Genomic DNA, 20,025 nt, shown 5'->3' on the forward strand with positions numbered 1-20,025 from the left:
CCATGCACGTCGCCACCCCCCCGGCCCCCCGCCCGCCCTCGACGGCGCACCTGGCCCTGCCCTTCTTCGACGACGCCCACCGCGCGCTGGCCGAGGGCCTGGTGCCCTGGGCCGCCGCCCAGCAGGTCGATGAGACCGACGACCGCGCCGCCTGCCGCGACTGGGTGCGGCGCCTGGGCGCGGACGGCTGGCTGCGCTACTGCGTGCCCGCCGCACAGGGCGGCGCGCTGCCCGCGCTCGACTCGCGCGCGCTGGTGCTGCTGCGCGAGACGCTGGCCTACCACTCGCCGCTGGCGGACTTTGCGTTCGCCATGCAGGGCCTGGGCAGCGGCGCCATCACCCTGGCCGGCAGCCCGGCGCAGCAGGCGCACTACCTGCAGGGCGTGGCGCGCGGCGAGCTGATCGCGGCGTTCGCGCTCAGCGAGCCCGAGGCAGGGTCCGACGTGGGCGCTATGCAAACAGTAGCTACCAGCGCTTATCCACCAAGCGCTAGCGGCCAAAAAGACTCATATTCCCTCACCGGCACCAAGACCTGGATCAGCAACGGCGGCATTGCAGACTTCTACTGCGTGTTCGCCAAGACCGACCCCGCCGGCGGCACGCGCGGCATCAGCGCCTTCATCGTCGACGCGGACACGCCGGGCCTGGATGCCTCCGAGCACATCCACGTGATGGCGCCGCACCCGCTGGCCACGCTGCAGTTCGACAACTGCACCGTGCCCGCCACTGCCCTGCTCGGCGAACTGCACGGCGGCTTCAAGCTGGCCATGCGCACGCTCGACATCTTTCGCGCGTCGGTGGCCGCCGCCGCGCTGGGCATGGCGCGCCGCGCGCTGGCCGAGGCCGTGCACCACGCGCGCCAGCGCCGCATGTTCGGCCAGACGCTGGCGGACTTCCAGCTCACGCAGGCCAGGATCGGCGAGATGGCCGCGCTGGTGGACAGCGCCGCGCTGCTCACCTACCGCGCGGCCTGGCTGCGCGACGAGGGCGAAAAACGCGGAGGCACCCGCGTCACTGCCGAAGCCGCCATGGCAAAAATGACCGCCACCGAAAACGCCCAGCGCGTGATCGACATGGCGCTGCAACTGCACGGCGGGCGCGGCGTGGAAGTGGGCAGCAAGGTCGAGTCGCTGTACCGCGACATCCGCTCGCTGCGCATCTACGAAGGCGCCACCGAAGTGCAGCAACTCATCATCGGCAAGGCCGTCCTGCAGGAGTGATCCCATGAAAGCCGCATCCGCCCAGCCCGACCATTTCGTGCACGACCGCCTGCCCCCGCCCGGGGCCTGGCCCACGCTGCGCTACGACCTGCCGGAGCAGCAGATCCCCGACCAGGTCAATCTCGTGCACGCCCTGTTCGATCAGGCCGAGCGCGCGGGCCACATCGACCGGCCCCTGCTGCGCGGCCCGCACCGCACATATACCTACCGCGACGCCTGGACCGAGGCCGCGCGCATCGCCGAGGTGCTCACGCAGGACCACGGCCTCGTGCCCGGCAACCGCGTGCTGCTGCGCGGCGGCAACACGGTGGAGATGGCGCTGGCCTGGCTGGGGACCGTCTACGCCGGGCTGGTGGCGGTGGCCACCATGCCGCTGCTGCGCGCGGGCGAACTGGCCAGCATCATCGAGCGCGCCCAGCCCACGCTGGCGCTGTGCGATGGCCGCCTGTTGGCCGAGCTGCAGGCGGCGCAGGCGCAGCACCCGGTGCTCGCCACCATCGTGCCCTTCCACACCGCGCCCGACGCGGCCGACCTCATCCAGCGCGCCCAGGACAAACCCGGCACCACACCGCACTGCCCCACGGCGGCGGACGACATCGCGCTCATGGCCTTCACCTCCGGCACCACGGGCGCGCCCAAGGCCGCCGTGCACACCCACCGCGATGTGCTGGCCGCCTGCGAGGCCTGGCCGCGCCACGTGCTGCGCGCCACGCCCGACGACATCGTGGCCGGATCGCCGCCGCTGGCCTTCACCTTCGGCCTGGGCGGCCTGCTCGTGTTCCCGATGTGGGCCGGGGCCAGCGTGTACTTCCCGGACCAGCCCTACACGCCCCAGACCATGGTGACGCTGATGCGCGACGCGGGCGTCACCATCTGCTACACCGCGCCCACCTTCTACCGGCAGATGGCGCCGTTCGCCCAACAGATCGGCCTGCCCCAGCTGCGCATCTGCGTGAGCGCCGGCGAGGGCCTGCCCGACGCCACGCGCCAGCTGTGGAAGAACGCCACCGGCATCGACATGACTGACGGCATCGGCGCCACCGAGATGTTCCACATCTTTGTATCGTCGGCGGGCGGCGAAACGCGCCCCGGCGCCATTGGCAAGGTCGTGCCCGGCTACACCGCCAAGGTGGTGGACGACGATGGCCATGAGGTGCCACGGGGCACCGTGGGCAAGCTCGCCGTCATCGGCCCCACGGGCTGCAAGTACCTCGACGACCCGCGCCAGGCCAAGTACGTGAAGGACGGCTGGAACTATCCCGGCGACGCGTTCACGCAGGACGCCGACGGCTACTTCTTCTACCAGGCGCGCGACGACGACATGATCATCACCGCCGGCTACAACGTGGGCGGCCCCGAGGTGGAAGACGCCCTGCTGCGCCACCCCGCCGTGGCCGAGTGCGGCGTGATCGGCGTGCCCGACGAGGAGCGCGGCATGGTGGTCAAGGCCATCTGCGTGCTCAAACCCGGCCACACGGGCGACGCGGCCATGGTCAAGACGCTGCAGGACCATGTGAAAGCGACCATCGCCCCGTTCAAGTACCCGCGCGTGGTGGAGTTCGTCACGGCCCTGCCCCGCACCGAGACCGGCAAGCTGCAGCGCTTCAAGCTGCGCCAGGGCGCCGTCGCCGCCACGACCACCACCCCCTCCTCGACCAAGACACCATGAAGAACACCCTTTTGCAACCCGAAGGCTGGGTGACCCCCAAGGGCTACGCCAACGGCGTGGCCGCGCGCGGCACGATGGTCTTCACCGGCGGCCAGATCGGCTGGAATGCGCAGCAGCAGTTCGAGAGCGATGATTTCATCGACCAGACCCGGCAGACGCTGCTGAACGTGCGTGCGGTGCTGGAGGCCGGCGGCGCGGGGCCCGAGCACCTGGTGCGGCTGACCTGGTACGTGGTGGACCGCACGGAATACAACGCACGGCTGAAGGAGCTGGGCGCGGTGTACCGAGAGGTGCTGGGGAAAAATTTTCCGGCGATGGCGTGTGTGCAGGTGGCGGGGTTGATGGAGGAGCGGGCGAAGGTGGAGATCGAGGCGACGGCGGTGGTGCCGGATGCCGGGTGAGCGATATCTTTGCAACGGGATTGGAAGGCAAATCATCGGTTTGCGCCTGTCCTTCAATGGCTGTTAGCTATTGTTCTTATAGTTCACGCCGTGCCTGAGTGAAGGGCGGAGGCCGGGATGTCGCCCCGGCGGGCGAGGTACTTGTTCTTTGCTTCGCCAAAGAAAAGTACCCAAAAGAAAGGCGACCCACAGTCTGCGACCCCTTCGCGTTGCGAAGGGGCAAACCTGCGTCGGTGCGGTTGCGGGGTGCGCCGTGGAACTCGTTTTGCGCTGGCGCGCGCCACTCGGACAACCACGGCGAGTCAGAGCACGAAGCATGGGCGCTGCGACGCCCATGCTCACCCCGCAACCGCCCCGCCGCAGGCGCAGCCAGATGGGGGTGGGGAGCGAACAGCCAAACAGCCATACGGGCCATCGCTGCGCTTGGCCACGCCTGCGCAGCGCGTGGCGCTTGCGCCCGCGAGATGGGGCCGAGCGCAGCGATGGCCCGAAGGGATGTCCGATTCGTGGGTTCCCCTTCTGGATGCGCCTGGGGCGCGCAGGGCGCGGGGTGGCATGTGTGCCGAAGGACACACATGCTTCGTGAACTGACTCACCGCAGTTGTCCGAGTGGAGCGCCAACGGCGCGCAGCGAGTTCTGCGGTGCACCCCGTGACCGAGCACCCCAGGTTGCCCCGCAGCGAAGCGAAGGGGTCGCAGACAGCAGGGTCGCCTTTTCTTTGGTGACTTTCTTTTGGCGAAGCAAAAGAAAGTCACTGCGCCGCCGGGCGCACACCCCGGCCTCCGCGCTCAACCGAGGCACACCACCAACTACAAACCAACAGGCAACAACCAACCCTTATTACCCAGCCAGCTATCCAGCCCGATACCCCACCCACGACGCCCTCCGCGCCACCCACCACCCCTGCAACGCCTTGCCATACAAAATCAACACCAGCGCCGCCCCAATCAAAGGTAACGCCGCAAACACCCACCCCGTCAGCAACTCCCCCCCCAGCGCCACCCCCACCAGCAACGCCACCGCCGGATTCACGAACGAATAGCTCCCCGCCAGCGCGGCCGACGTATTCTGCAGCAGCCACAGGTATGCATTGAGCGCCACCAGCGTGCCAAAGACCAGCAGGTACACCCACGCCGCCCACGACCGGGCGCTCACCTGCCCCAGCGCGCTCACGGGCTCGAAGCACAACGCGGCCACCAGTCCCATCGCGCCGCCCACCAGCCACTGCGCCGCAGCCGCCATGGCCGGCGCGGGCAGCGACAGCTTGCGCGATGCGTACGAGCCCACGCTCCAGCACAGCGGCGCGCCAAAGGCCAGCACGGCCCCCAGCCAGGTGGCGGAAAAGTCGCCCTCCATCGCCAGCAGCAGTGCGCCCACCACGCCCAGCGCCAGGCCGATCCAGCTGGTGGCCGGCACGCGTTCGCCGCCCCAGTGCGTCCACAGCGCCAGCCACATGGGCATGGTGGTGACCACGGTGGCCATGAGGCCGGAGCCGATGCCCAGCTTCTGCGCAAAGCCCACGAGGTTCATCGCGAGGAAGACCATGAGGGCGCCGACGATGGCCGAATTGCGCCACTGCGCGGCCGTGGGCAGCGCATGCCCTTGCCACAGGGCCACCAGCAGCATCACGCCGCCCGCGCACAGAAAACGGATGGCGCTCATGAACAGCGGCGGCATGGTCTGCAGCGCGATGCCGATGGCGAAATAGGTGGTGCCCCACACCACATAGACCAGCAGCAGGGCCACGGCCACCGCCCAGGTGCGCTGTGGGCGGGCTTGCGCATTGAAAATCGCCGGCATATTCTTCACCTTACCGAATAATTTATGGAAACCGCGAGGTTTTCGGAATTTTTACCAAAATCAGGCGGCTATGCAAGCAAATATTCAGACAGATGACATGGACGCCAGAATTATTTCGGCATTGGGTGCGGATGGCCGACGTTCCTATGCCGATGTGGGCGCCGAGGTGGGGCTGTCCACCGCCGCGGTGCACGAACGGGTGAAGAAGCTGCTGGACAAGGGCGTCATCCGCCGTTTTTCGATCAGCGTGGACCCCGAGCGCGTGGGCCTGAACTTCACGGCGTTCGTGGCCATCCGCAACGATGGCGGCATCCACTGCCGCGACGTGGCGCCGCGCCTGCGCGCGATGCCGCAGGTGGAAGAACTGCACAGCGTGGCGGGCGAGTACGACTTTCTGGCCAAGGTGCGCACCACCCACGCGCGCGCGCTGGAAGACGTGATCTACGAAATCAAGGCCATCGCGGGGGTGGCGCGCACCACCAGCACCGTGGTGCTCAACACCGAGTTCGAGGACCGGCCGCTGGACCTGGGGTGGATGGGCAGCGGCAAGGCCCCGCCCTGACGCGGGACACGGCCCGGCCCACCCGCCAGGTCAGCGCACCCACGCGGCCGAGCAGCGGTACGGGTAGGCCACAGGCTTTGCCTGGGCAGGCGCGTGGGCCACACGGCCCATCAGCGCCACATAGTGCTCCAGGGCCGGCGTCGGCAGGCCAGGCACCTTGGCATGGTCGTCGTAGCGGCGCAGGCGAATGGCCTCCTGGGCAAAAGGCAGGGCTTCGAAGCGCATCGCCTCCTGCGCCGTGAAAGGCCCCCCCTGCAGGGCCAGGCTGTGCCGCGACGCGGGCGAGAGCGTCTCCCGGTAGCCCGGCTCCAGGGTGCACAGGTAGCGCTTGGCGTCCACGTGCAGGCGGATGGGCTCCAGCACCGCATCGGGCAGCAGGCCGCGCAGGAACGGGAGGGCCATGTACTGGTGCAGGTCGTCCTGTGCGGTCGCATCGCCACCGGGCGCCAGCAGGTGCCCCAGGTCATGCAGCAGGGCGGCCACCACCGTGGCGGGGGTCTCGCCGGATTTCTCTGCCCATTGCGCGCACTGCAGCGCGTGCTCCAGCTGGCTGACGGCCTCACGGCCGTACTGATGGATGCCCCGGGTGGCCAGCAGGTGGGCGATGTCTTCAAGGCTCAATGCCACGGTGCGCCCCTGTGTCAGACCAGGGCCTTGCGGATGCGCGCCGACACCACGTCGATCGCGCTCACGGTGACCACGATGATGAGCATCACCGCGCAGGTCTCGGCGTACTGGAAGCCGCGGATGATCTCCCACAGCACCACGCCGATGCCGCCGGCCCCCACCATGCCCACCACCGAGGCAGAACGCACGTTGGCCTCGAAACGGTAGAGCGTGTAGGAAATCCACAGCGGGGTCACCTGGGGGATCACGCCGTAGATGATCTCGTGCAGCGCGCTCGCGCCGGTCGAGCGGATGCCCTCCACGGGCTGCGGGTCGATGGCCTCCACGGCCTCGGAGAACAGCTTGGCCAGCGTGCCCGTGGTGTGGATCCACAGCGCCAGCACCCCCGCGAACGGGCCCAGGCCCACCGCCACCACGAAGAGCATGGCGAACACCATCTCGTTGATGGCACGGAAGGCGTCGAGCACGCGGCGCACCGGCTGGTTCACCCACCACGGCGCGATGTTGGACGAGGCCAGCAGCGCCAGCGGCACGGCGGTGACCACCGCGAGCGCCGTGCCCCACAGCGCGATCTGCAGGGTGACCAGCATCTCCTGCACGTAGATCTGCCACTGCGAGAAATTGGGCGGAAAGAACTCGGCCGCGTACTGGGCCATGTTGCCCGAATCCTTGACGAGGTCGAGCGGGCGCATGTCGGCGCCCTTCCAGGAGGCGGCCAGCACCACCAGCAGGATGCCCCAGGAGAGGTACCAGGCGAGGCTGCGCTTGGGCGCGGCGGTGCTCGCCAGGGTCGCGAGCGAAGGGGTCAATGCGGAAGACATGGTGCGGGCTGGCCGGATGCGTTGCGTGCTGACTGGCTTGTTTACTTCAGGGACGCCAGCTGCTGGTCGATCTCGGCCAGGCGGGTCTTCTTGTCGGCGTCGGCCAGCGTGGCATCGGCCTCGATCTTGTTGCGCTTGCCGAACAGGTCGAGCTGGCGAATGGGCGTGAGCTGCGCATTGGTGGATGGCTTGAAGCCCGAGAGCTTGGAGATCTTCATGACGATCTCCTTCTCGCGCGCATCGGTCTTGGCGTAGTTGTAGAAGAAGTCCTTGATCTTGGCCTTGAGCGGCTCGGGCAGGTCCTTGCGGATCACCATGGGGTCGAGCGGAATCAGGGGCGAGGTCCAGATGACCTTGATGTCCTTGAACTTCTCGGGCTGGCGCTCCTTGAGCTTCTCGAGGTTTTCGCTGTTGTTGGTGGCCACGTCGACCTGCTTGTTGGCCACGGCCAGGGCGTTGGTCTCATGGTTGGCGCTGCGCGCGATCTTGAAGTGCGTCTTGGCGTCGACCTTGTTCTGCGCGAAGGCGTAGTAGCCGGGCACCAGGAAACCCGAGGTGGAGTTGGGGTCGCCGTTGCCGAAGCTCAGCGACTTGCCGTTCTTGAGCACGTCGTCCAGCGAAGCCAGGGGGCTGTCCTTGTGCACGATGAGGTGCGAGTAGTAGCCCTGCGTGCCATCGGCGTTGACCATCTGCGCGAACACTTCACCATTGGCGCGGTCCACCGCCTCCATGGCCGACTTGTTGCCCAGCCATGCCACCTGCATCTTGTTGAAACGCATGGCTTCGATGAGGCCCGCATAGTCAGACGCGAAGAAGGCGTTGATCTTCAGGCCCGTCTGCTTGGCCATGTCGTCCAGCAGGGGCTGCCAGTCGGCCTTGAGGTTTTGCGAGGCTTCGGTCGAGATCATGCCAAAGTTGATGGCGTCCTGGGCGAGGGCGCCCGTGGCCAGGCCCAGGCCAAGGGCCAGGGTTGCGCAGAATTTCTTGATCATGGAAGGCTCCGGAAGGTGAAAGCGGGAGGGGAGAAAGGAAAAAAACGAAGGGCGAAGAGACAGGGGACGGCGGGCAGGCCTCAGGCAGCCTGCGCCAGCGGCTGTGCGGCCCAGCCGGGGGTCGGCGCCTGCGCCGGTGCGGGCACCACGGCCAGGGGCAAGGTGGCGCCCAGGATCTCGTCGGCCTGCACGCCATACAGCTCGCGCAGCAGGGCGGGTGTGAGGGCGGCCGAGGGGCCGTCGTAGACCACACGGCCCTGGTGCAGCGCGACCACGCGGGAGCAGTACTTGATGGCCACGTCCACCTGGTGCAGCGAGACGATGACGGTGCTGCCGTCCTCGCGGTTGATGCGCGCCAGGATGTCCATGACCTTGCGCGAGGATTCGGGGTCCAGCGAAGCGATGGGCTCGTCGGCCAGCACCACCCTTGCGCCCTGCACCAGGGTGCGCGCAATGGCCGCGCGCTGCTGCTGCCCACCCGAGAGAGTGGACGCACGCTGCGCATGGCAGTCGGCGATCCCCACGCGGGCCAGGGCCTCGAGAGCCAGGGCGCGCTCATGCGGGCGGAATACGCGCAACCAGCCGCGCCATGGGGGCGTGCGGTGCAGCAGGCCCACCAGCACGTTCATCATCACCGGCAGGCGGTCCACCAGGTTGAACTGCTGGAACACGAAGCCCACCTGCGAGCGCACCTTGCGGATATCGCGGTGGATGCGCCCGCCCTGCTGCACGCAGCGGCCATCGACCTCGATCAGCGAGCGGCTGTCGCCATCGGCCACCACCAGGCCGGCCACATGGCGCAGCAGCGTGGACTTGCCCGAGCCCGAGGCGCCGATCAGCGCCACCATCTCGCCGGCATGCACCGTGAGGTCGATGTCGCGCAGCGCGTGCTTGCCGTTGGCGAAATGCTTGTTCAGTTGTTCGATGCGCAGGGCAATGGGCATGGCGGATTCCAAGTCGTCTATACAAATGCAGTGTGGAAGGCGGCTGTGACAGTGCCTTGACAGTTGCGGGAAATTTGCATGTCAGGCTACGTTCAGAGCACGCGCTGCCCCTCGCGCCAGACACCGCGCACCACGGCCTGCTGTGAGCCATCGGGCAGCTCGGCCATGTGCACCTGGACCAGGTCGGCGCGCAGGCCCGCAGCCAGCTCGCCCCGGTCCTGCATGCCCGATGCGCGTGCCGGGTTGCGCGTGACGGTGGCCACGGCCTCGGGCAGCGTGAGGATGCCGTCGTGGACGAGGCGCATCACCGCGCTCAGCAGGCTGCCGGGCACGTAGTCCGACGAGAGGATGTCCAGCAGGCCCTGGCGTGCCAGGTCGGCCGCCGCCACGTTGCCCGAATGCGAGCCGCCGCGCACCACGTTGGGCCCGCCCATCACGGTGAGCAGGCCGCGCTCGCGCGCGGCCCTTGCCGCCGCCAGCGTGGTCGGGAACTCGGACATGCCCGCGCCTTCGGCATGGGCCTGCTCGACGTGCGCCACCGTGGTGTCGTCGTGACTGGCCAAGGCGATGCCATGGGTGCGGCAGTAGTCCACGAAGTAGGCACGGTGCGGCTCGGCGTACTGCGCCTGCAGGGTGGCCGCATGCTGCACCTGGCGCTCGAACTTCTCGCTGCTCCAGCCCTTCTTGCCGGTGTAGTAGGTGCGCGCCTGCTCGATGTTCTCCCACTGGCGCTGGCCGGGGGTGTGGTCCATCAGCGAGATCAGCGACAGCCGCGGGTGGCCCTGGAAGGGGCCGAACAGGGCGATGGTGTTGGGCGCGGGCAGCTCGCAGCGCACGTGCAGGTGGTGGTCGGCGCGCAGCAGGTTGCGCTCGGTGCAGGTGTCGATGGTGTCGAGCACGCGGTTCCAGGCGCTGCCGCGCAGGCTGTCCACGTCGGCCTCGCCCACGCCCAGGGCGTCGAGCACGGTGGTGATGCCGGCGGCGGCGATCTCGGCATCGTGCGCGAGCAACGCAGGCATCTCGGCCCACTGCACCTTCGGGCGCGGCATCAGGTGGCGCTCGAAGTTGTCGGTGTGCACCTCCACCAGACCGGGCAGCAGGTAGTCGCCCCCGAGGTCCATGCCCTGCAGCGCGGCGGTGCCGCCCGAGGCCAGGGCGGCTATGCGCCCGTCCTGCACCGAGAGCGAGCCCTGCACCACCTCGCCGGGCAGCACCATGCGAGCGTTGTGAAAGACCGCAGCAGCGCTCATGCGGCCACCCCGCGGAAGTCAGCCACGTTCACGCGGCGCGTGGCGACGGCGGCACCCACGTGCGCGTCGTGGAAGATGCCGACCAGGGCGGCGCCGCGCGCCACCGCCTCGCCGATCAGGGCTATCACCGTGTCGGTGTTGGCGGCGTCGAGCGATGCCGTGGGCTCGTCGAGCAGCAAGAGGGGCTTGGGCTTGATCATGTTGCGCGCGATGTTGATGCGCTGCTGCTCGCCGCCCGAGAAGGTGGCGGGCGGCAGGTGCCACAGCCGCTCGGGGATGCGCAGGCGGGTGAGCCACTGGCGAGCGGTCTCGCGCGCGGCTTCCAGTGCGTGGATGTCGTCGCCCGCGTCTTCGGCCAGGGGCTCGGCCACCACGTCGAGCGCGCTCACGCGAGGGATCACGCGCAGGAACTGGCTCACGTAGCCCACGGTGTCGCGGCGCAGTTGCACCAGCGCGCGCGGGCTGGCCTGGGTCACGTCCACCGCCGGGCCGCTGGCGGGCTGCACGGTGATGCTGCCTGCGTTGGCGCGGTAGTTGGCGTAGATCATTTTCAGCAGCGTGCTCTTGCCCATGCCCGAGGGGCCGTCGAGCACCACGCATTCGCCCGCGCCAACGGTGAGGTCCACGTTGCCGAGCACGGGCAGCTCGATGCCGTTCTGGTGGTGCAGGGTGAAGCGCTTGGCCACGCCCTTGAGCTCCAGGATGGGTGGTTGGGTGTTCATCATCATGGTTGCAGTACCGAGGAAACGAGGAGCTGGGTGTAGGGGTGCTGCGGGTCGTCGAGCACCTGGTCGGTCAGGCCCGACTCGACCACCCGGCCGCGCTGCATCACCACCATGCGGTGCGCCAGCAGGCGGGCCACGGCCAGGTCATGCGTGACCACGATGGCGGCCAGCTGCATCTGCCGCGTGAGCTGGCGCAACAGGTCCAGCAGGCGCGCCTGCACCGAGACATCGAGGCCCGAGGTGGGTTCGTCCATGAACACCAGGCGCGGCTGGGTGACCAGGTTGCGCGCGATCTGCAGGCGCTGGCGCATGCCGCCGGAGAAGGCGCGCGGCGCGTCGTCGATGCGGCTGGCATCGATCTCCACGCGCTGCAGCCATTCGGTGGCGGTGGCGCGCAGGCGGCCGTAGTGGCGCTCGCCCAGGCCCATGAGGCGCTCGCCCACGTTGGCCCCGGCCGACACGTCCATGCGCAGGCCGTCGGCCGCGTTCTGGTGCACGAAGCCCCAGTCCGTGCGGGCCAGCAGGCGCTGCTGCGCCTCGCTCATGCCCAGCACGTCCTGCAGGCTGCCGTCACGCGCCTGGAACTGCACGCTGCCCGCATCGGGCCGGCTGCGCGCGGCCACGGCGTTGAGCAGGGTGGACTTGCCCGAGCCGGACTCGCCGACCACGGCCAGCACCTCGCCGGGCCACAGGTCGAACGAGGCATCCTGCAGCGCGACGCGCTGGCCATAGCGCTTGCCGATGCCGCGCACGCTGAGCAGGGGGGTGGGGGATGAAAGGGTGGCGTCCATGGCGATCAGGGTTCGATGGAGAAGCTCAGGCCGTGCTGCGCAAAGCCCAGGGATTCATAGAAGGCATGCGCATCGCTGCGCTTGCGGTGGGACGACAGGGCCAGCTTGTAGCAACCGGCCTCGCGCGCCTGCTGCACGGCGTGGGCCATCATCTGGCGGCCGATGCCCTGGCCCTTGCGGTCGGCCGCGACCACCACGTCCTCGACCACGGCCGAGGGCGCGCCCCGGTGGGCCAGGTTGTGCATGACCAGCAGGGCGTAGGTGCCGACCACGTCGGCATCTTGCTCGGCGCTCTCGCAGGCCACCCAGAGGCGGTAGCTCGGATAGGCGCGGAACTGCGCAAGCATGGCCTTCGCCTCGGCGAGGCTGAGCACCCGCTCGGGGCTGTCCTCGATGCCCTGGTACAGGGCCAGCACCTCATCCAGATCGGCCTCGGTGGCCTCGCGCAGGGTCACGGTGCTCATGCGGGCGCCCCTTCGGACACAGTTGCCGCCGCCGCGGCAGCCTGGCGCTCCTGGCAGTAGTCCGAGTCGGAACAGACGTGCATGCGCGTGCCCTGGTCGTCGGTGATGACCTCGTCGAGGAAACTGTCGGTGGCGCCGCACAGGGCGCAGGCGCAGTCCCAGCGCTGCACCTCGAAGGGGTGGTCCTCGAAGCCCAGGCTCTCCACCGGCGTGTAGGGCGGCACGGCGTAGATGCGCTTTTCGCGGCCCGCGCCGAAGAGCTGCAGCGCCGGGTTCATGTGCATCTTGGGGTTGTCGAACTTGGGGATGGGCGACGGCGCCATCACGTAGCGGCCGTTGACCAGCACCGGGTAGTCGTAGGTGGTGGCGATGTGGCCGTAGCGCGCGATGTCCTCGTAGAGCTTGACGTGCATGAGCCCGTACTCGGCCAGGCCGTGCAGGGTGCGCGTCTCGGTCTCGCGCGGTTCCAGGCGCTGCATGGGCTCGGGCACCGGCACCTGGTAGACGAGCACCTGGCCCTCGGCCAGCGGCGTCTCGGGGATGCGGTGGCGCGTCTGGATCAGCGTGGCCTCGGTGGTGCGCGTGGTGGTGGCCACGCCCGTGGTGCGCTCGAAGAATCGGCGGATGTTGACCGCGTTGACCGTGTCGTCCGAACCCTGGTCGATGACCTTGAGGAAATCGTCCGGCCCGATGATGGCGGCCGTGACCTGGATGCCGCCCGTGCCCCAGCCATAGGGCAGCGGCATCTCGCGCGAGCCGAAGGGCACCTGGTAGCCCGGGATGGCCACGGCCTTGAGGATGGCCCGGCGGATCATGCGCTTGGTGCGCTCGTCCAGGTAGGCAAAGTTGAAGTGCCCGTCGGTGGGCGCGGCATCGGCGGGCAGGCCCATCAGCGCGGGCTCGTGGGGCGCGTTCATGCATCGTCTCCCAGGGTGGTGTCGTCAGAGGGGTTGGCCGCCGCAGTGGCGCGCATGCGGCGCACCAGCTCCAGCTCGGACTGGAAGTCCACGTAGTGCGGCAGCTTCAGGTGCTGCACGAAGCCCGAGGCCTCCAGGCTGTCGCTGTGCGAGAGCACGAACTCCTGCATCTGCGCGGGCGATTCCACCGGCTCGCCCAGCTCGTCGGCGCGCAGGGCGCGGTCCACCAGGCTCATGGCCATGGCCTTGCGCTCGCTGTGGCCGAAGGCCAGGCCATAGCCGCGCGTGAACTGCGGCGGCTGCTGCTTGCTGCCCGCGAACTGGTTGACCATCTCGCACTCGGTGATCTCCATGTCGCCGATGGAGATGGCAAAGCCCAGCTCTTCAGGAACGATCTCCACCGCCACCGCACCCAGGCGCAGCTCCCCGACGAAGGGGTGCGAATGCGCGTAGCCGCGTTGCGTGGAATACGCCATGGCGAGCAGAAAGCCCTCGTCGCCGCGCGCCAGGTTCTGCAGGCGTGTCGCTCGATTGGCCGGAAAGCGCAGCGGCTCGCGCGTCAGGTCGGCGGGGGCCGGATCGCCTTCGGGGATGGGGCGGGTCTCGATCAGCCCTTCCTGGTTGAGCAGGTCCACCACGCGCGGTGTGGTGGCGGGCGCATCGCTCAAAGGTGCGAGGGCGGCCGCTACGGCAGCCTGTGCATCGCCCCGGGCCAGCAGCGTGAAGTCGAGCAGGCGCTGGGTGTAGTCGTAGGTGGGGCCGAGCACCTGGCCGCCGGGCAGGTCCTTGAAGGTGGCCGAGATGCGCCGGGTGAGCGCCATGCGCGCCGTGTCCAGCGGCACCGTGGTGCCCAGGCGCGGCAGCGTGGCACGGTAGGCACGCAGCAAAAAGATGGCTTCCACCAGGTCGCCCGCGGCCTGCTTGATGGCCAGGGCCGCGAGCTCGGGGTCGTAGACCGAGCCTTCGGTCATCACGCGGTCCACGGCCAGCTTGAGCTGCGCGCGGATCTGCGCCACCGAGAGCTCCGGCTCGGCCGTGTCGCCCCGGCGCTGCTCGGCCAGCAGGCGGTAGCTGTTGAGGATGGCGGTTTCCCCGCCCTTGACGGCAACGTACATGCGGCTCAGGCCTCCACGGTGGATGGTGATTCGATGCGGGTGGTGCGCGGCAGGCCGGCGATGTGCGTGGCCGTGGCCAGCACCACGTCCACCCCGCGCGGGAAGGCACCGTGGTTATCAGCCCACTGCGCGCAGAAGTCCTCTGGCAGCCCCGCGACATGCAGGTGCTGCGCACTGCGGATGCCGGGGCCCGCAAGGCGCCAGGCGCCTGCACCCTCCCCAGCCGGGGCCAGCGCCGCCACGTCGATCACGCAGGTGGCGGACTGGTCGGAGTATTCGTCGCTGCCGCGCTGCAGGCGGGCCAGGTCAGGCATGGCATCGCCCGCAGCCACCCAGGCGAAGCGCGCCTGTTCGGGGGCATCGACCAGCACGCAGCCGGTGTGAAAGCGCAGCCACACACCGGCCTGGCTGGCCGCGAGTTGGGGGGACAGCCACAGCGTGCATTCGCTGTCGAGCAAAGCCAGCAGCACGGCGGCCGACGCGGCGTGGCCGGTGGCGGGCACTTCGGCATCGTGCACGATGGCGACCGGATCACCCGGCTGCGACAGGGCCCGCAGCACCGCGCGGAACACGCCCTGGCTGCCCAGGGCCTCGCTGGAAAAGCCCGCACCCAGTGCGGACAGGGAGATCGTCGGGGTGGCGCTCATTCCTGGTCCTCGTCGCTGTCGTCATTGCCACCGCTTTCGCGGGCCACCGTGAAGAAGTCCACCCGTGTGCTGGCCGTGCGGGCCTGGCGCTCGGACTGCACCTGGGCCAGGTGGCGGCGGATGGGGTCGAGCAGGCTGGTATCCAGCGCAGCCTGGCGCACAGGGTCCTGCAGCAGCGCATCGGCCAGGGCCGCCAGTTGCACCTGGCGGTGCGAGCGGCCGAGCACGTAGGCCACGCCCACGGTGGGCTCGCCGCCATCGGCGCCGTCCACGTCCACGCGCAGTGCGCAGCGGGTGACCGTGACCTCACCCAGGTTGAAACGCTCGCCGGTGCCGCCGGCGCGGCCCTGCACCATCATCAGACCGGTTTCGGGAGCGCGCAGCCAGCGGGCGGGCAGTGCGGCGTGGTCGTGCAGCGCGGGCTCCAGAAGGTCGATGGGCGCGCGGGCCAGCAGCGCCATCCAGTGCGCCCGCGAGAGCGGGCGGCCCGGGCCCGGGTTGTCAAAGGCTTGAAACATGGAGGTGGTACTCTTTAAGTTGTATAGACAAATTGAACAACTGGCGCCAGCTTAGACAGCGCGCATGTAGGTTTCATGACAGCCACCACCAGCACACAAGTTCTTGGCAACCCCGTTCCGGCCACACGCCCGGCACGCGACAGCTTCTGGACCCGCATCGCCGCCGAACTGGCCGAGGCCATCGGCAGCGGCATCTACCCCCCGGGCCAGCGCCTGCCCTCGGAGCACGCACTGGCCGAGCAGTTCGGGGTGAACCGCCACACCATCCGCCGCTCGCTGGCCAGCCTGTGCAGCCAGGGGCTGGTGCGCATCACCCAGGGCAGCGGCACCTACGTGGAGGACTTCGCGGTGGACCTGGCGCTGGGCAAGCGCGTGCGCCACCAGCAGGGCCTGGCGCAGGCCGGCCTGCGCGGCAGCCTGGTGGTGCTGCAGGAACAGACGGTGCGCGCCACGGCCGCGCTGGCCAAGGCCCTGCAGGTGCCGACGCGCAGCCCGCTGCTGCAATTGCGCGTGATCGGCCAGGCCGAGGGCCAGCCGCTGCACGTGAGCGAGCGCTACTTTCCCCTGCCCCGCTTCGCGGGCCTGGCGGCCGTGGTGCGCGAGACCGGCTCCATCACCGCCGGCTTCACCGCGCATGGCGTGGCCGACTACACCCGGCGCGAGAGCCGCATCACCGCCGAGCTGCCCGACGCCGCCGTGGCCGCCGAGCTGCGCCAGCCCGCCGCGCGCCCGGTGCTGCTGGTCGAGAGCCTGAACGTGGACCTGGCCGGCACGCCCATCGAGTGGGCGCGCGCCTGGTTCGCGGGCGACCGCGTCAAACTCACCATCACCCATGACGAATAACCACGCCACGGCCCCCACGGCGGCCCACCGCTATGCGGTGTACTTCGCTCCCCACCCCGGCACCCTGGCCTGGCTGGCCGGCAGCCACTGGCTGGGCCGCTGCGCGGCGCTGCTGCGGCCCCTGCCACAACTGGACATCCACGGCGTGGCCAAGGAAGAACTGGAGCGCCTGACCGCCGCGCCGCGCCGCTATGGCTGGCACGCCACGCTCAAGGCGCCGTTCGCGCTGGCGCCGGGGGTGGACTGGCTCACGCTGCAGCATGCCGTGCAGACGCTGGCCGGCAGCCTGCGCCCCTTCAACATGCCGCCCTTGCAGGTCCAGCGCATCGACGACTTCCTCGCGCTGGTGCCCATGCCCTCGCACCCGGCCAACGCCGAGATCCAGGCCGCAGCCGCCGCCTGCGTGACGCAGCTGCAGCCGCTGGCGGCGCCCCTGTCGGCCAGCAACCTGGCGCGCCGCCGCGCGGCCGGGCTCACGCCCCGGCAGGATGCGCTGTTGCAGCAGTGGGGCTACCCCTTCGTGCTGGAGGAGTTCCGCTTCCACCTGTCACTGACCGGCTCCCTCGCGGGCGAGCGTGAAGACACCGTGGAACTGGTGCTCGATGCGGCCGAGCAGTTCTTCGCCGACCTGCCCCCGCTGCGCTTCAACAGCCTGGCCCTGTTCGCCGAGCCCGCGCCGGGCACCGACTTCGTGCTGCTGGACCACCTGGAGCTGGGCGCATGACGGCCCGGCTGGTGTACTTCATGGGCCCTTCCGGCGCGGGCAAGGACAGCCTTCTCGGCTGGCTGCACGCGCACCTGCCCGCCCCCTGCCCCGTGCACTGGGCACAGCGCACCATCAGCCGCCCCGCTGCGCCCGGCGGCGAGGCGCACGAGAGCGTGTCGCCCGAGGCCTTTGCGGCGCTGCGCGGTGAGCAGGCGTTTGCCCTGCACTGGGAGGCCAACGGCCTGGGCTATGGCATCCGGGCCGCGCAGCTCGCGCCACTGGCCCACGGCCAATGGGTGCTGCTCAACGGTTCGCGCGCCTACCTGGCCGATGCACTGGCGCGGTTCCCCGACCTGGTGGCCGTGCACATCACCGCCAGCCCGCACGTACTGCGCGAGCGGCTGCTTTCGCGCGGCCGCGAGACCCCCGGGGAGGTGGAGGCCCGCGTGCAGCGTGCGGCGGCGTTCATGCCGCCCCCGGGCGCGGCCAGCCTGGAAGTGCGCAACGACGGAGCGCTGAACGACGCCGGCCAGCAACTGCTGCACGCGCTGAAGCGGTTGCCGGGCTGGCCCGCGCACGGTGGCAAACTTTCAGGTCTTCACACCGCCCCTTCGTCAGCAAACCACCACGCCCCACCATGACCGCCATCACCATCTATCACAACCCGAAATGCGGCACGTCCCGCAACACGCTGGCCATGATCCGCAACAGCGGCGCCGAACCGGAAGTCATCGAATACCTCAAGACCCCGCCCGATCGCGCCACGCTGCTGGCGCTGATCGCCGCCACGGGCGAGCCCGTGATCAACGCCGTGCGCACCAAGGAAGCGGTTTTCACCGAACTGCAACTGGATGCGCCCGGCGTCACCGATGACCAGCTCATCGACGCGATGCTGGCCCACCCCATCCTCATCAACCGCCCCCTCGTCGCAACGCCGCTGGGCACGCGGCTGTGCCGTCCCTCGGAAAAGGTGCTGGACATCCTGCCCTCGCCCCAGCAAGGCGCCTTCACCAAGGAAGATGGCGAGGTCGTCGTCAACGCCCAGGGCCAGCGTGTCTGAGACCGTGGCGCCTCGCACGGCATGAGCGCCGCGCCACAGCGCTGGACCGTGGCGCGCCTGGGCACGGCCCAGACCCTGGCCTGGGCCTCGTCCTACTACCTGCCCGCCATGCTGGCCGTGCCCATGGCGCGCGACCTGGGCGTGGCCACGCCCACCGTGTTCGCCGCGTTCTCGCTGGCGCTCATCGTGTCCGCCCTGCTGGGGCCGCTGGCGGGCCGGACCATCGACCGCCATGGCGGCCGGCCGGTGCTGGTGGGCACCAACCTGCTGTTTGCCACCAGCCTGGCGGGCATGGCACTGGCACAGGGCCCGGTGGGCCTGTTTGCCGCCTGGGTGCTGATGGGCGTGGCCATGGGGTCGGGCCTGTACGAAGCGGCCTTTGCCACGCTGGTGCGCCTGTATGGCCAGGGCGCGCGCGGCGCCATCACCGGCATCACGCTGATCGCGGGCTTTGCCAGCACGGTGGGCTGGCCGCTGTCGGCCTGGATGGAGGTGCACTGGGGCTGGCGCGGCGCGTGCGCGGGCTGGGCCGCGCTGCACCTGCTGGTGGGCGTGCCGCTGAATGGCTGGCTGCCCCGCACCGCGCCCGGCGAGCATGCCCCGGCCGCACCAGCGGGCGCCGACCCCGCCGCCACGCCGGTGGCGCCCGCAGTGCCTGCGCCAGGCCACGCTGTGCGCACCACCGTGCTGCTGTCCTTCGTTTTCGCCGTCACCTGGTTCACCAGCACGGCCATGGCCGCCCACCTGCCGCGCCTGCTGCAGGCCAGCGGCACCTCGCTGCAGGCGGCGGTGGCCCTGGCCGCGCTGGTCGGCCCGGCCCAGGTGGCGGCGCGGTTGCTGGAGTTCGGCTTCCTGCGCCGCCTGCACCCCTTGCTGTCTGCGCAGCTGGCGGCCGCGGCCCACCCGGTGGGCGCGGCCTTGCTCATGGTGGTGGGCGGCCCGGCCGCGCTGGTGTTCACCGTGCTGCACGGGGCCGGCAACGGCATCCTGACCATCGCCAAGGGCACGCTGCCGCTGGTGTTGTTCGGGCCCGCCGGCTACGGCGCCCGCCAGGGCCTGATGATGGTGCCCGCCCGCGTGGCGCAGGCCTTCGCGCCGGTGCTGTTCGGCATGCTGCTCGATGGCGTGGGCGCAGCCGCCCTGTGGGCCACCACGCTGCTGGGGCTCGCGGCGCTGGCGGCGCTGTGGGTTCTGCGGCCGGTGGCGCGGCCCTGATCAGCCCCGCGGCGGCACAAACTCCGCGCGCGCCCGCAGCGCCGTGGCGCGCGAATGGCAGCCTTCCAGGTGGTCGTTCACGAGCCCCATGGCCTGCATGAAGGCGTACACCGTGGTGGGGCCCACGAAACTCCAGCCGCGTTTTTTCAGGTCCTTGGACAGGGCGATGGACGCGGGCGAAGTGGACAGGGTGCGCGCCACCTCGCGCGTGAGGCGCCCGGGCCGGTCGGCGGAGGAAGGCTCATAGCGCCAGGCGTAGTGCGCCAGCGATCCGAACTCGCGCCGCAGCTCCAGCACGCGCCGCGCGTTGTTGATGGTGGACTCGATCTTGCCCCGGTGGCGCACGATGGCCGCGTCCTGCACCAGGCGCTCGACGTCGGCCGGGCCGAAGGCGGCGACCTGCTCCGCGTCGAAGTGGGCAAACGCCGCGCGAAAGCCCTCGCGCTTGTTCAGGATGGTGAGCCAGCTCAGGCCCGACTGAAAACCCTCCAGGCAGATCTTCTCGAACAGCCGCCGGTCGTCCGCCACGGGGAACCCCCACTCGTGGTCGTGGTAGTGGCGGTAGAAGGGCGTGGCCTGGCACCAGGCGCAGCGCGGGCAACCGGCCTCGTCGGCGAACAGGCCGGCAGGCAGGTCGGGGGTGGGTTCGGCGGTCATGCGCCGCATTCTAGAAACTGCACCGGCCACGCTGCTGACAACCGTGCGCACGCCCGGCGCGATCTTCTGCCCATAAACTG

General features: G+C 69.8%; 23 protein-coding genes. 9 read left to right on the plus strand and 14 right to left on the minus strand.

Features of this window, described 5'->3' with window-relative positions; translation table 11 throughout:
* The first annotated feature begins 2 nt into the window (after nucleotides 1–2).
* Genes AC1RVY_RS06215 through AC1RVY_RS06225 form a run of 3 tightly spaced genes read left to right on the plus strand, consistent with a single transcriptional unit; the run spans nucleotide 3 to nucleotide 3,290 of the window.
* Nucleotides 3–1,220, plus strand: a complete 1,218-nt coding sequence (locus tag AC1RVY_RS06215; protein WP_492805795.1) for an acyl-CoA dehydrogenase family protein — start codon at nucleotides 3–5, stop codon at nucleotides 1,218–1,220.
* A 4-nt stretch (nucleotides 1,221–1,224) separates the two neighbouring features.
* The gene (locus AC1RVY_RS06220) at nucleotides 1,225–2,889 is read left to right on the plus strand and encodes an AMP-binding protein (protein ID WP_492805796.1); all 1,665 of its coding nucleotides are present in this window, start codon (nucleotides 1,225–1,227) and stop codon (nucleotides 2,887–2,889) included.
* Nucleotides 2,886–3,290 carry a RidA family protein gene (locus AC1RVY_RS06225; RefSeq protein WP_492246287.1) on the plus strand — a complete coding sequence of 135 codons (405 nt, stop codon included), beginning with the start codon at nucleotides 2,886–2,888 and terminating at the stop codon, nucleotides 3,288–3,290. The genes AC1RVY_RS06220 and AC1RVY_RS06225 overlap by 4 nt, the downstream gene beginning before the upstream one ends.
* Nucleotides 3,291–4,143: 853 nt before the next feature.
* Here the strand turns inward: AC1RVY_RS06225 and AC1RVY_RS06230 are convergent.
* Complete coding sequence (locus tag AC1RVY_RS06230; RefSeq protein WP_218341420.1) at nucleotides 4,144–5,091, minus strand: EamA family transporter; 948 nt, start codon at nucleotides 5,089–5,091, stop codon at nucleotides 4,144–4,146.
* A gap of 97 nt (nucleotides 5,092–5,188) precedes the next feature.
* Between AC1RVY_RS06230 and AC1RVY_RS06235 the strand changes: the two genes are divergently transcribed.
* A complete protein-coding gene (locus AC1RVY_RS06235; protein WP_218341419.1) occupies nucleotides 5,189–5,653 on the plus strand; it encodes an Lrp/AsnC family transcriptional regulator in 465 nt (154 codons plus the stop codon).
* 30 nt (nucleotides 5,654–5,683) lie between these two features.
* Here the strand turns inward: AC1RVY_RS06235 and AC1RVY_RS06240 are convergent, their stop codons facing one another.
* The 12 genes from AC1RVY_RS06240 to phnG all read right to left on the minus strand — a co-directional run bounded on the left by AC1RVY_RS06240 (nucleotide 5,684) and on the right by phnG (nucleotide 15,464).
* Nucleotides 5,684–6,280 carry a phosphonate degradation HD-domain oxygenase gene (locus AC1RVY_RS06240; RefSeq protein WP_492805798.1) on the minus strand — a complete coding sequence of 199 codons (597 nt, stop codon included), beginning with the start codon at nucleotides 6,278–6,280 and terminating at the stop codon, nucleotides 5,684–5,686.
* 14 nt (nucleotides 6,281–6,294) lie between these two features.
* Entirely contained in the window at nucleotides 6,295–7,101 is an 807-nt protein-coding gene (phnE, locus tag AC1RVY_RS06245) for a phosphonate ABC transporter, permease protein PhnE (protein WP_218341417.1), read from the minus strand.
* A 41-nt stretch (nucleotides 7,102–7,142) separates the two neighbouring features.
* Nucleotides 7,143–8,093 carry a phosphonate ABC transporter substrate-binding protein gene (gene phnD / locus AC1RVY_RS06250; protein ID WP_492805801.1) on the minus strand — a complete coding sequence of 317 codons (951 nt, stop codon included), beginning with the start codon at nucleotides 8,091–8,093 and terminating at the stop codon, nucleotides 7,143–7,145.
* 80 nt (nucleotides 8,094–8,173) lie between these two features.
* Nucleotides 8,174–9,037, minus strand: coding sequence for a phosphonate ABC transporter ATP-binding protein (phnC, locus tag AC1RVY_RS06255; protein ID WP_218341415.1), 864 nt, complete (start codon nucleotides 9,035–9,037; stop codon nucleotides 8,174–8,176).
* A 92-nt stretch (nucleotides 9,038–9,129) separates the two neighbouring features.
* Nucleotides 9,130–10,287, minus strand: a complete 1,158-nt coding sequence (locus AC1RVY_RS06260) for an alpha-D-ribose 1-methylphosphonate 5-triphosphate diphosphatase (protein ID WP_492805803.1) — start codon at nucleotides 10,285–10,287, stop codon at nucleotides 9,130–9,132.
* Nucleotides 10,284–11,015, minus strand: a complete 732-nt coding sequence (gene phnL, locus AC1RVY_RS06265) for a phosphonate C-P lyase system protein PhnL (protein ID WP_370628527.1) — start codon at nucleotides 11,013–11,015, stop codon at nucleotides 10,284–10,286. The genes AC1RVY_RS06260 and phnL overlap by 4 nt, the downstream gene beginning before the upstream one ends.
* Nucleotides 11,012–11,803, minus strand: a complete 792-nt coding sequence (gene phnK, locus AC1RVY_RS06270; RefSeq protein ID WP_492805804.1) for a phosphonate C-P lyase system protein PhnK — start codon at nucleotides 11,801–11,803, stop codon at nucleotides 11,012–11,014. The genes phnL and phnK overlap by 4 nt, the downstream gene beginning before the upstream one ends.
* 5 nt (nucleotides 11,804–11,808) lie before the next feature.
* Nucleotides 11,809–12,267 carry a GNAT family N-acetyltransferase gene (locus AC1RVY_RS06275; protein WP_492805806.1) on the minus strand — a complete coding sequence of 153 codons (459 nt, stop codon included), beginning with the start codon at nucleotides 12,265–12,267 and terminating at the stop codon, nucleotides 11,809–11,811.
* The gene (locus AC1RVY_RS06280; protein WP_492805808.1) at nucleotides 12,264–13,184 is read right to left on the minus strand and encodes an alpha-D-ribose 1-methylphosphonate 5-phosphate C-P-lyase PhnJ; all 921 of its coding nucleotides are present in this window, start codon (nucleotides 13,182–13,184) and stop codon (nucleotides 12,264–12,266) included. The genes AC1RVY_RS06275 and AC1RVY_RS06280 overlap by 4 nt, the downstream gene beginning before the upstream one ends.
* On the minus strand, nucleotides 13,181–14,299 hold the full coding sequence (locus tag AC1RVY_RS06285) for a carbon-phosphorus lyase complex subunit (protein ID WP_492805810.1): 1,119 nt from the start codon (nucleotides 14,297–14,299) through the stop codon (nucleotides 13,181–13,183). The genes AC1RVY_RS06280 and AC1RVY_RS06285 overlap by 4 nt, the downstream gene beginning before the upstream one ends.
* A 5-nt stretch (nucleotides 14,300–14,304) precedes the next feature.
* The gene (phnH, locus tag AC1RVY_RS06290) at nucleotides 14,305–14,946 is read right to left on the minus strand and encodes a phosphonate C-P lyase system protein PhnH (RefSeq protein WP_492805812.1); all 642 of its coding nucleotides are present in this window, start codon (nucleotides 14,944–14,946) and stop codon (nucleotides 14,305–14,307) included.
* Entirely contained in the window at nucleotides 14,943–15,464 is a 522-nt protein-coding gene (gene phnG / locus AC1RVY_RS06295; RefSeq protein WP_369641260.1) for a phosphonate C-P lyase system protein PhnG, read from the minus strand. Before phnG ends, phnH begins: the two co-directional genes overlap by 4 nt.
* 75 nt (nucleotides 15,465–15,539) lie before the next feature.
* Between phnG and phnF the strand changes: the two genes are divergently transcribed.
* From phnF to AC1RVY_RS06320, 5 genes are read left to right on the plus strand one after another with little or no spacing between them, the layout of a single operon-like run.
* Entirely contained in the window at nucleotides 15,540–16,307 is a 768-nt protein-coding gene (phnF, locus tag AC1RVY_RS06300) for a phosphonate metabolism transcriptional regulator PhnF (protein ID WP_492805813.1), read from the plus strand.
* Complete coding sequence (locus AC1RVY_RS06305) at nucleotides 16,297–17,031, plus strand: DUF1045 domain-containing protein (protein WP_492805815.1); 735 nt, start codon at nucleotides 16,297–16,299, stop codon at nucleotides 17,029–17,031. Before phnF ends, AC1RVY_RS06305 begins: the two co-directional genes overlap by 11 nt.
* Nucleotides 17,028–17,654 carry a phosphonate metabolism protein/1,5-bisphosphokinase (PRPP-forming) PhnN gene (gene phnN, locus AC1RVY_RS06310; RefSeq protein WP_492805816.1) on the plus strand — a complete coding sequence of 209 codons (627 nt, stop codon included), beginning with the start codon at nucleotides 17,028–17,030 and terminating at the stop codon, nucleotides 17,652–17,654. The genes AC1RVY_RS06305 and phnN overlap by 4 nt, the downstream gene beginning before the upstream one ends.
* On the plus strand, nucleotides 17,651–18,073 hold the full coding sequence (gene arsC / locus AC1RVY_RS06315) for an arsenate reductase (glutaredoxin) (protein ID WP_218297262.1): 423 nt from the start codon (nucleotides 17,651–17,653) through the stop codon (nucleotides 18,071–18,073). The genes phnN and arsC overlap by 4 nt, the downstream gene beginning before the upstream one ends.
* A gap of 21 nt (nucleotides 18,074–18,094) precedes the next feature.
* Nucleotides 18,095–19,288, plus strand: coding sequence for an MFS transporter (locus AC1RVY_RS06320; RefSeq protein ID WP_492805819.1), 1,194 nt, complete (start codon nucleotides 18,095–18,097; stop codon nucleotides 19,286–19,288).
* Here the strand turns inward: AC1RVY_RS06320 and AC1RVY_RS06325 are convergent, their stop codons facing one another.
* Nucleotides 19,289–19,945, minus strand: coding sequence for a DNA-3-methyladenine glycosylase I (locus AC1RVY_RS06325; RefSeq protein WP_218341405.1), 657 nt, complete (start codon nucleotides 19,943–19,945; stop codon nucleotides 19,289–19,291).
* Between the last annotated feature and the right edge of the window lie 80 nt (nucleotides 19,946–20,025).

This window comes from Acidovorax sp. GW821-FHT11A03, from assembly GCF_058809075.1.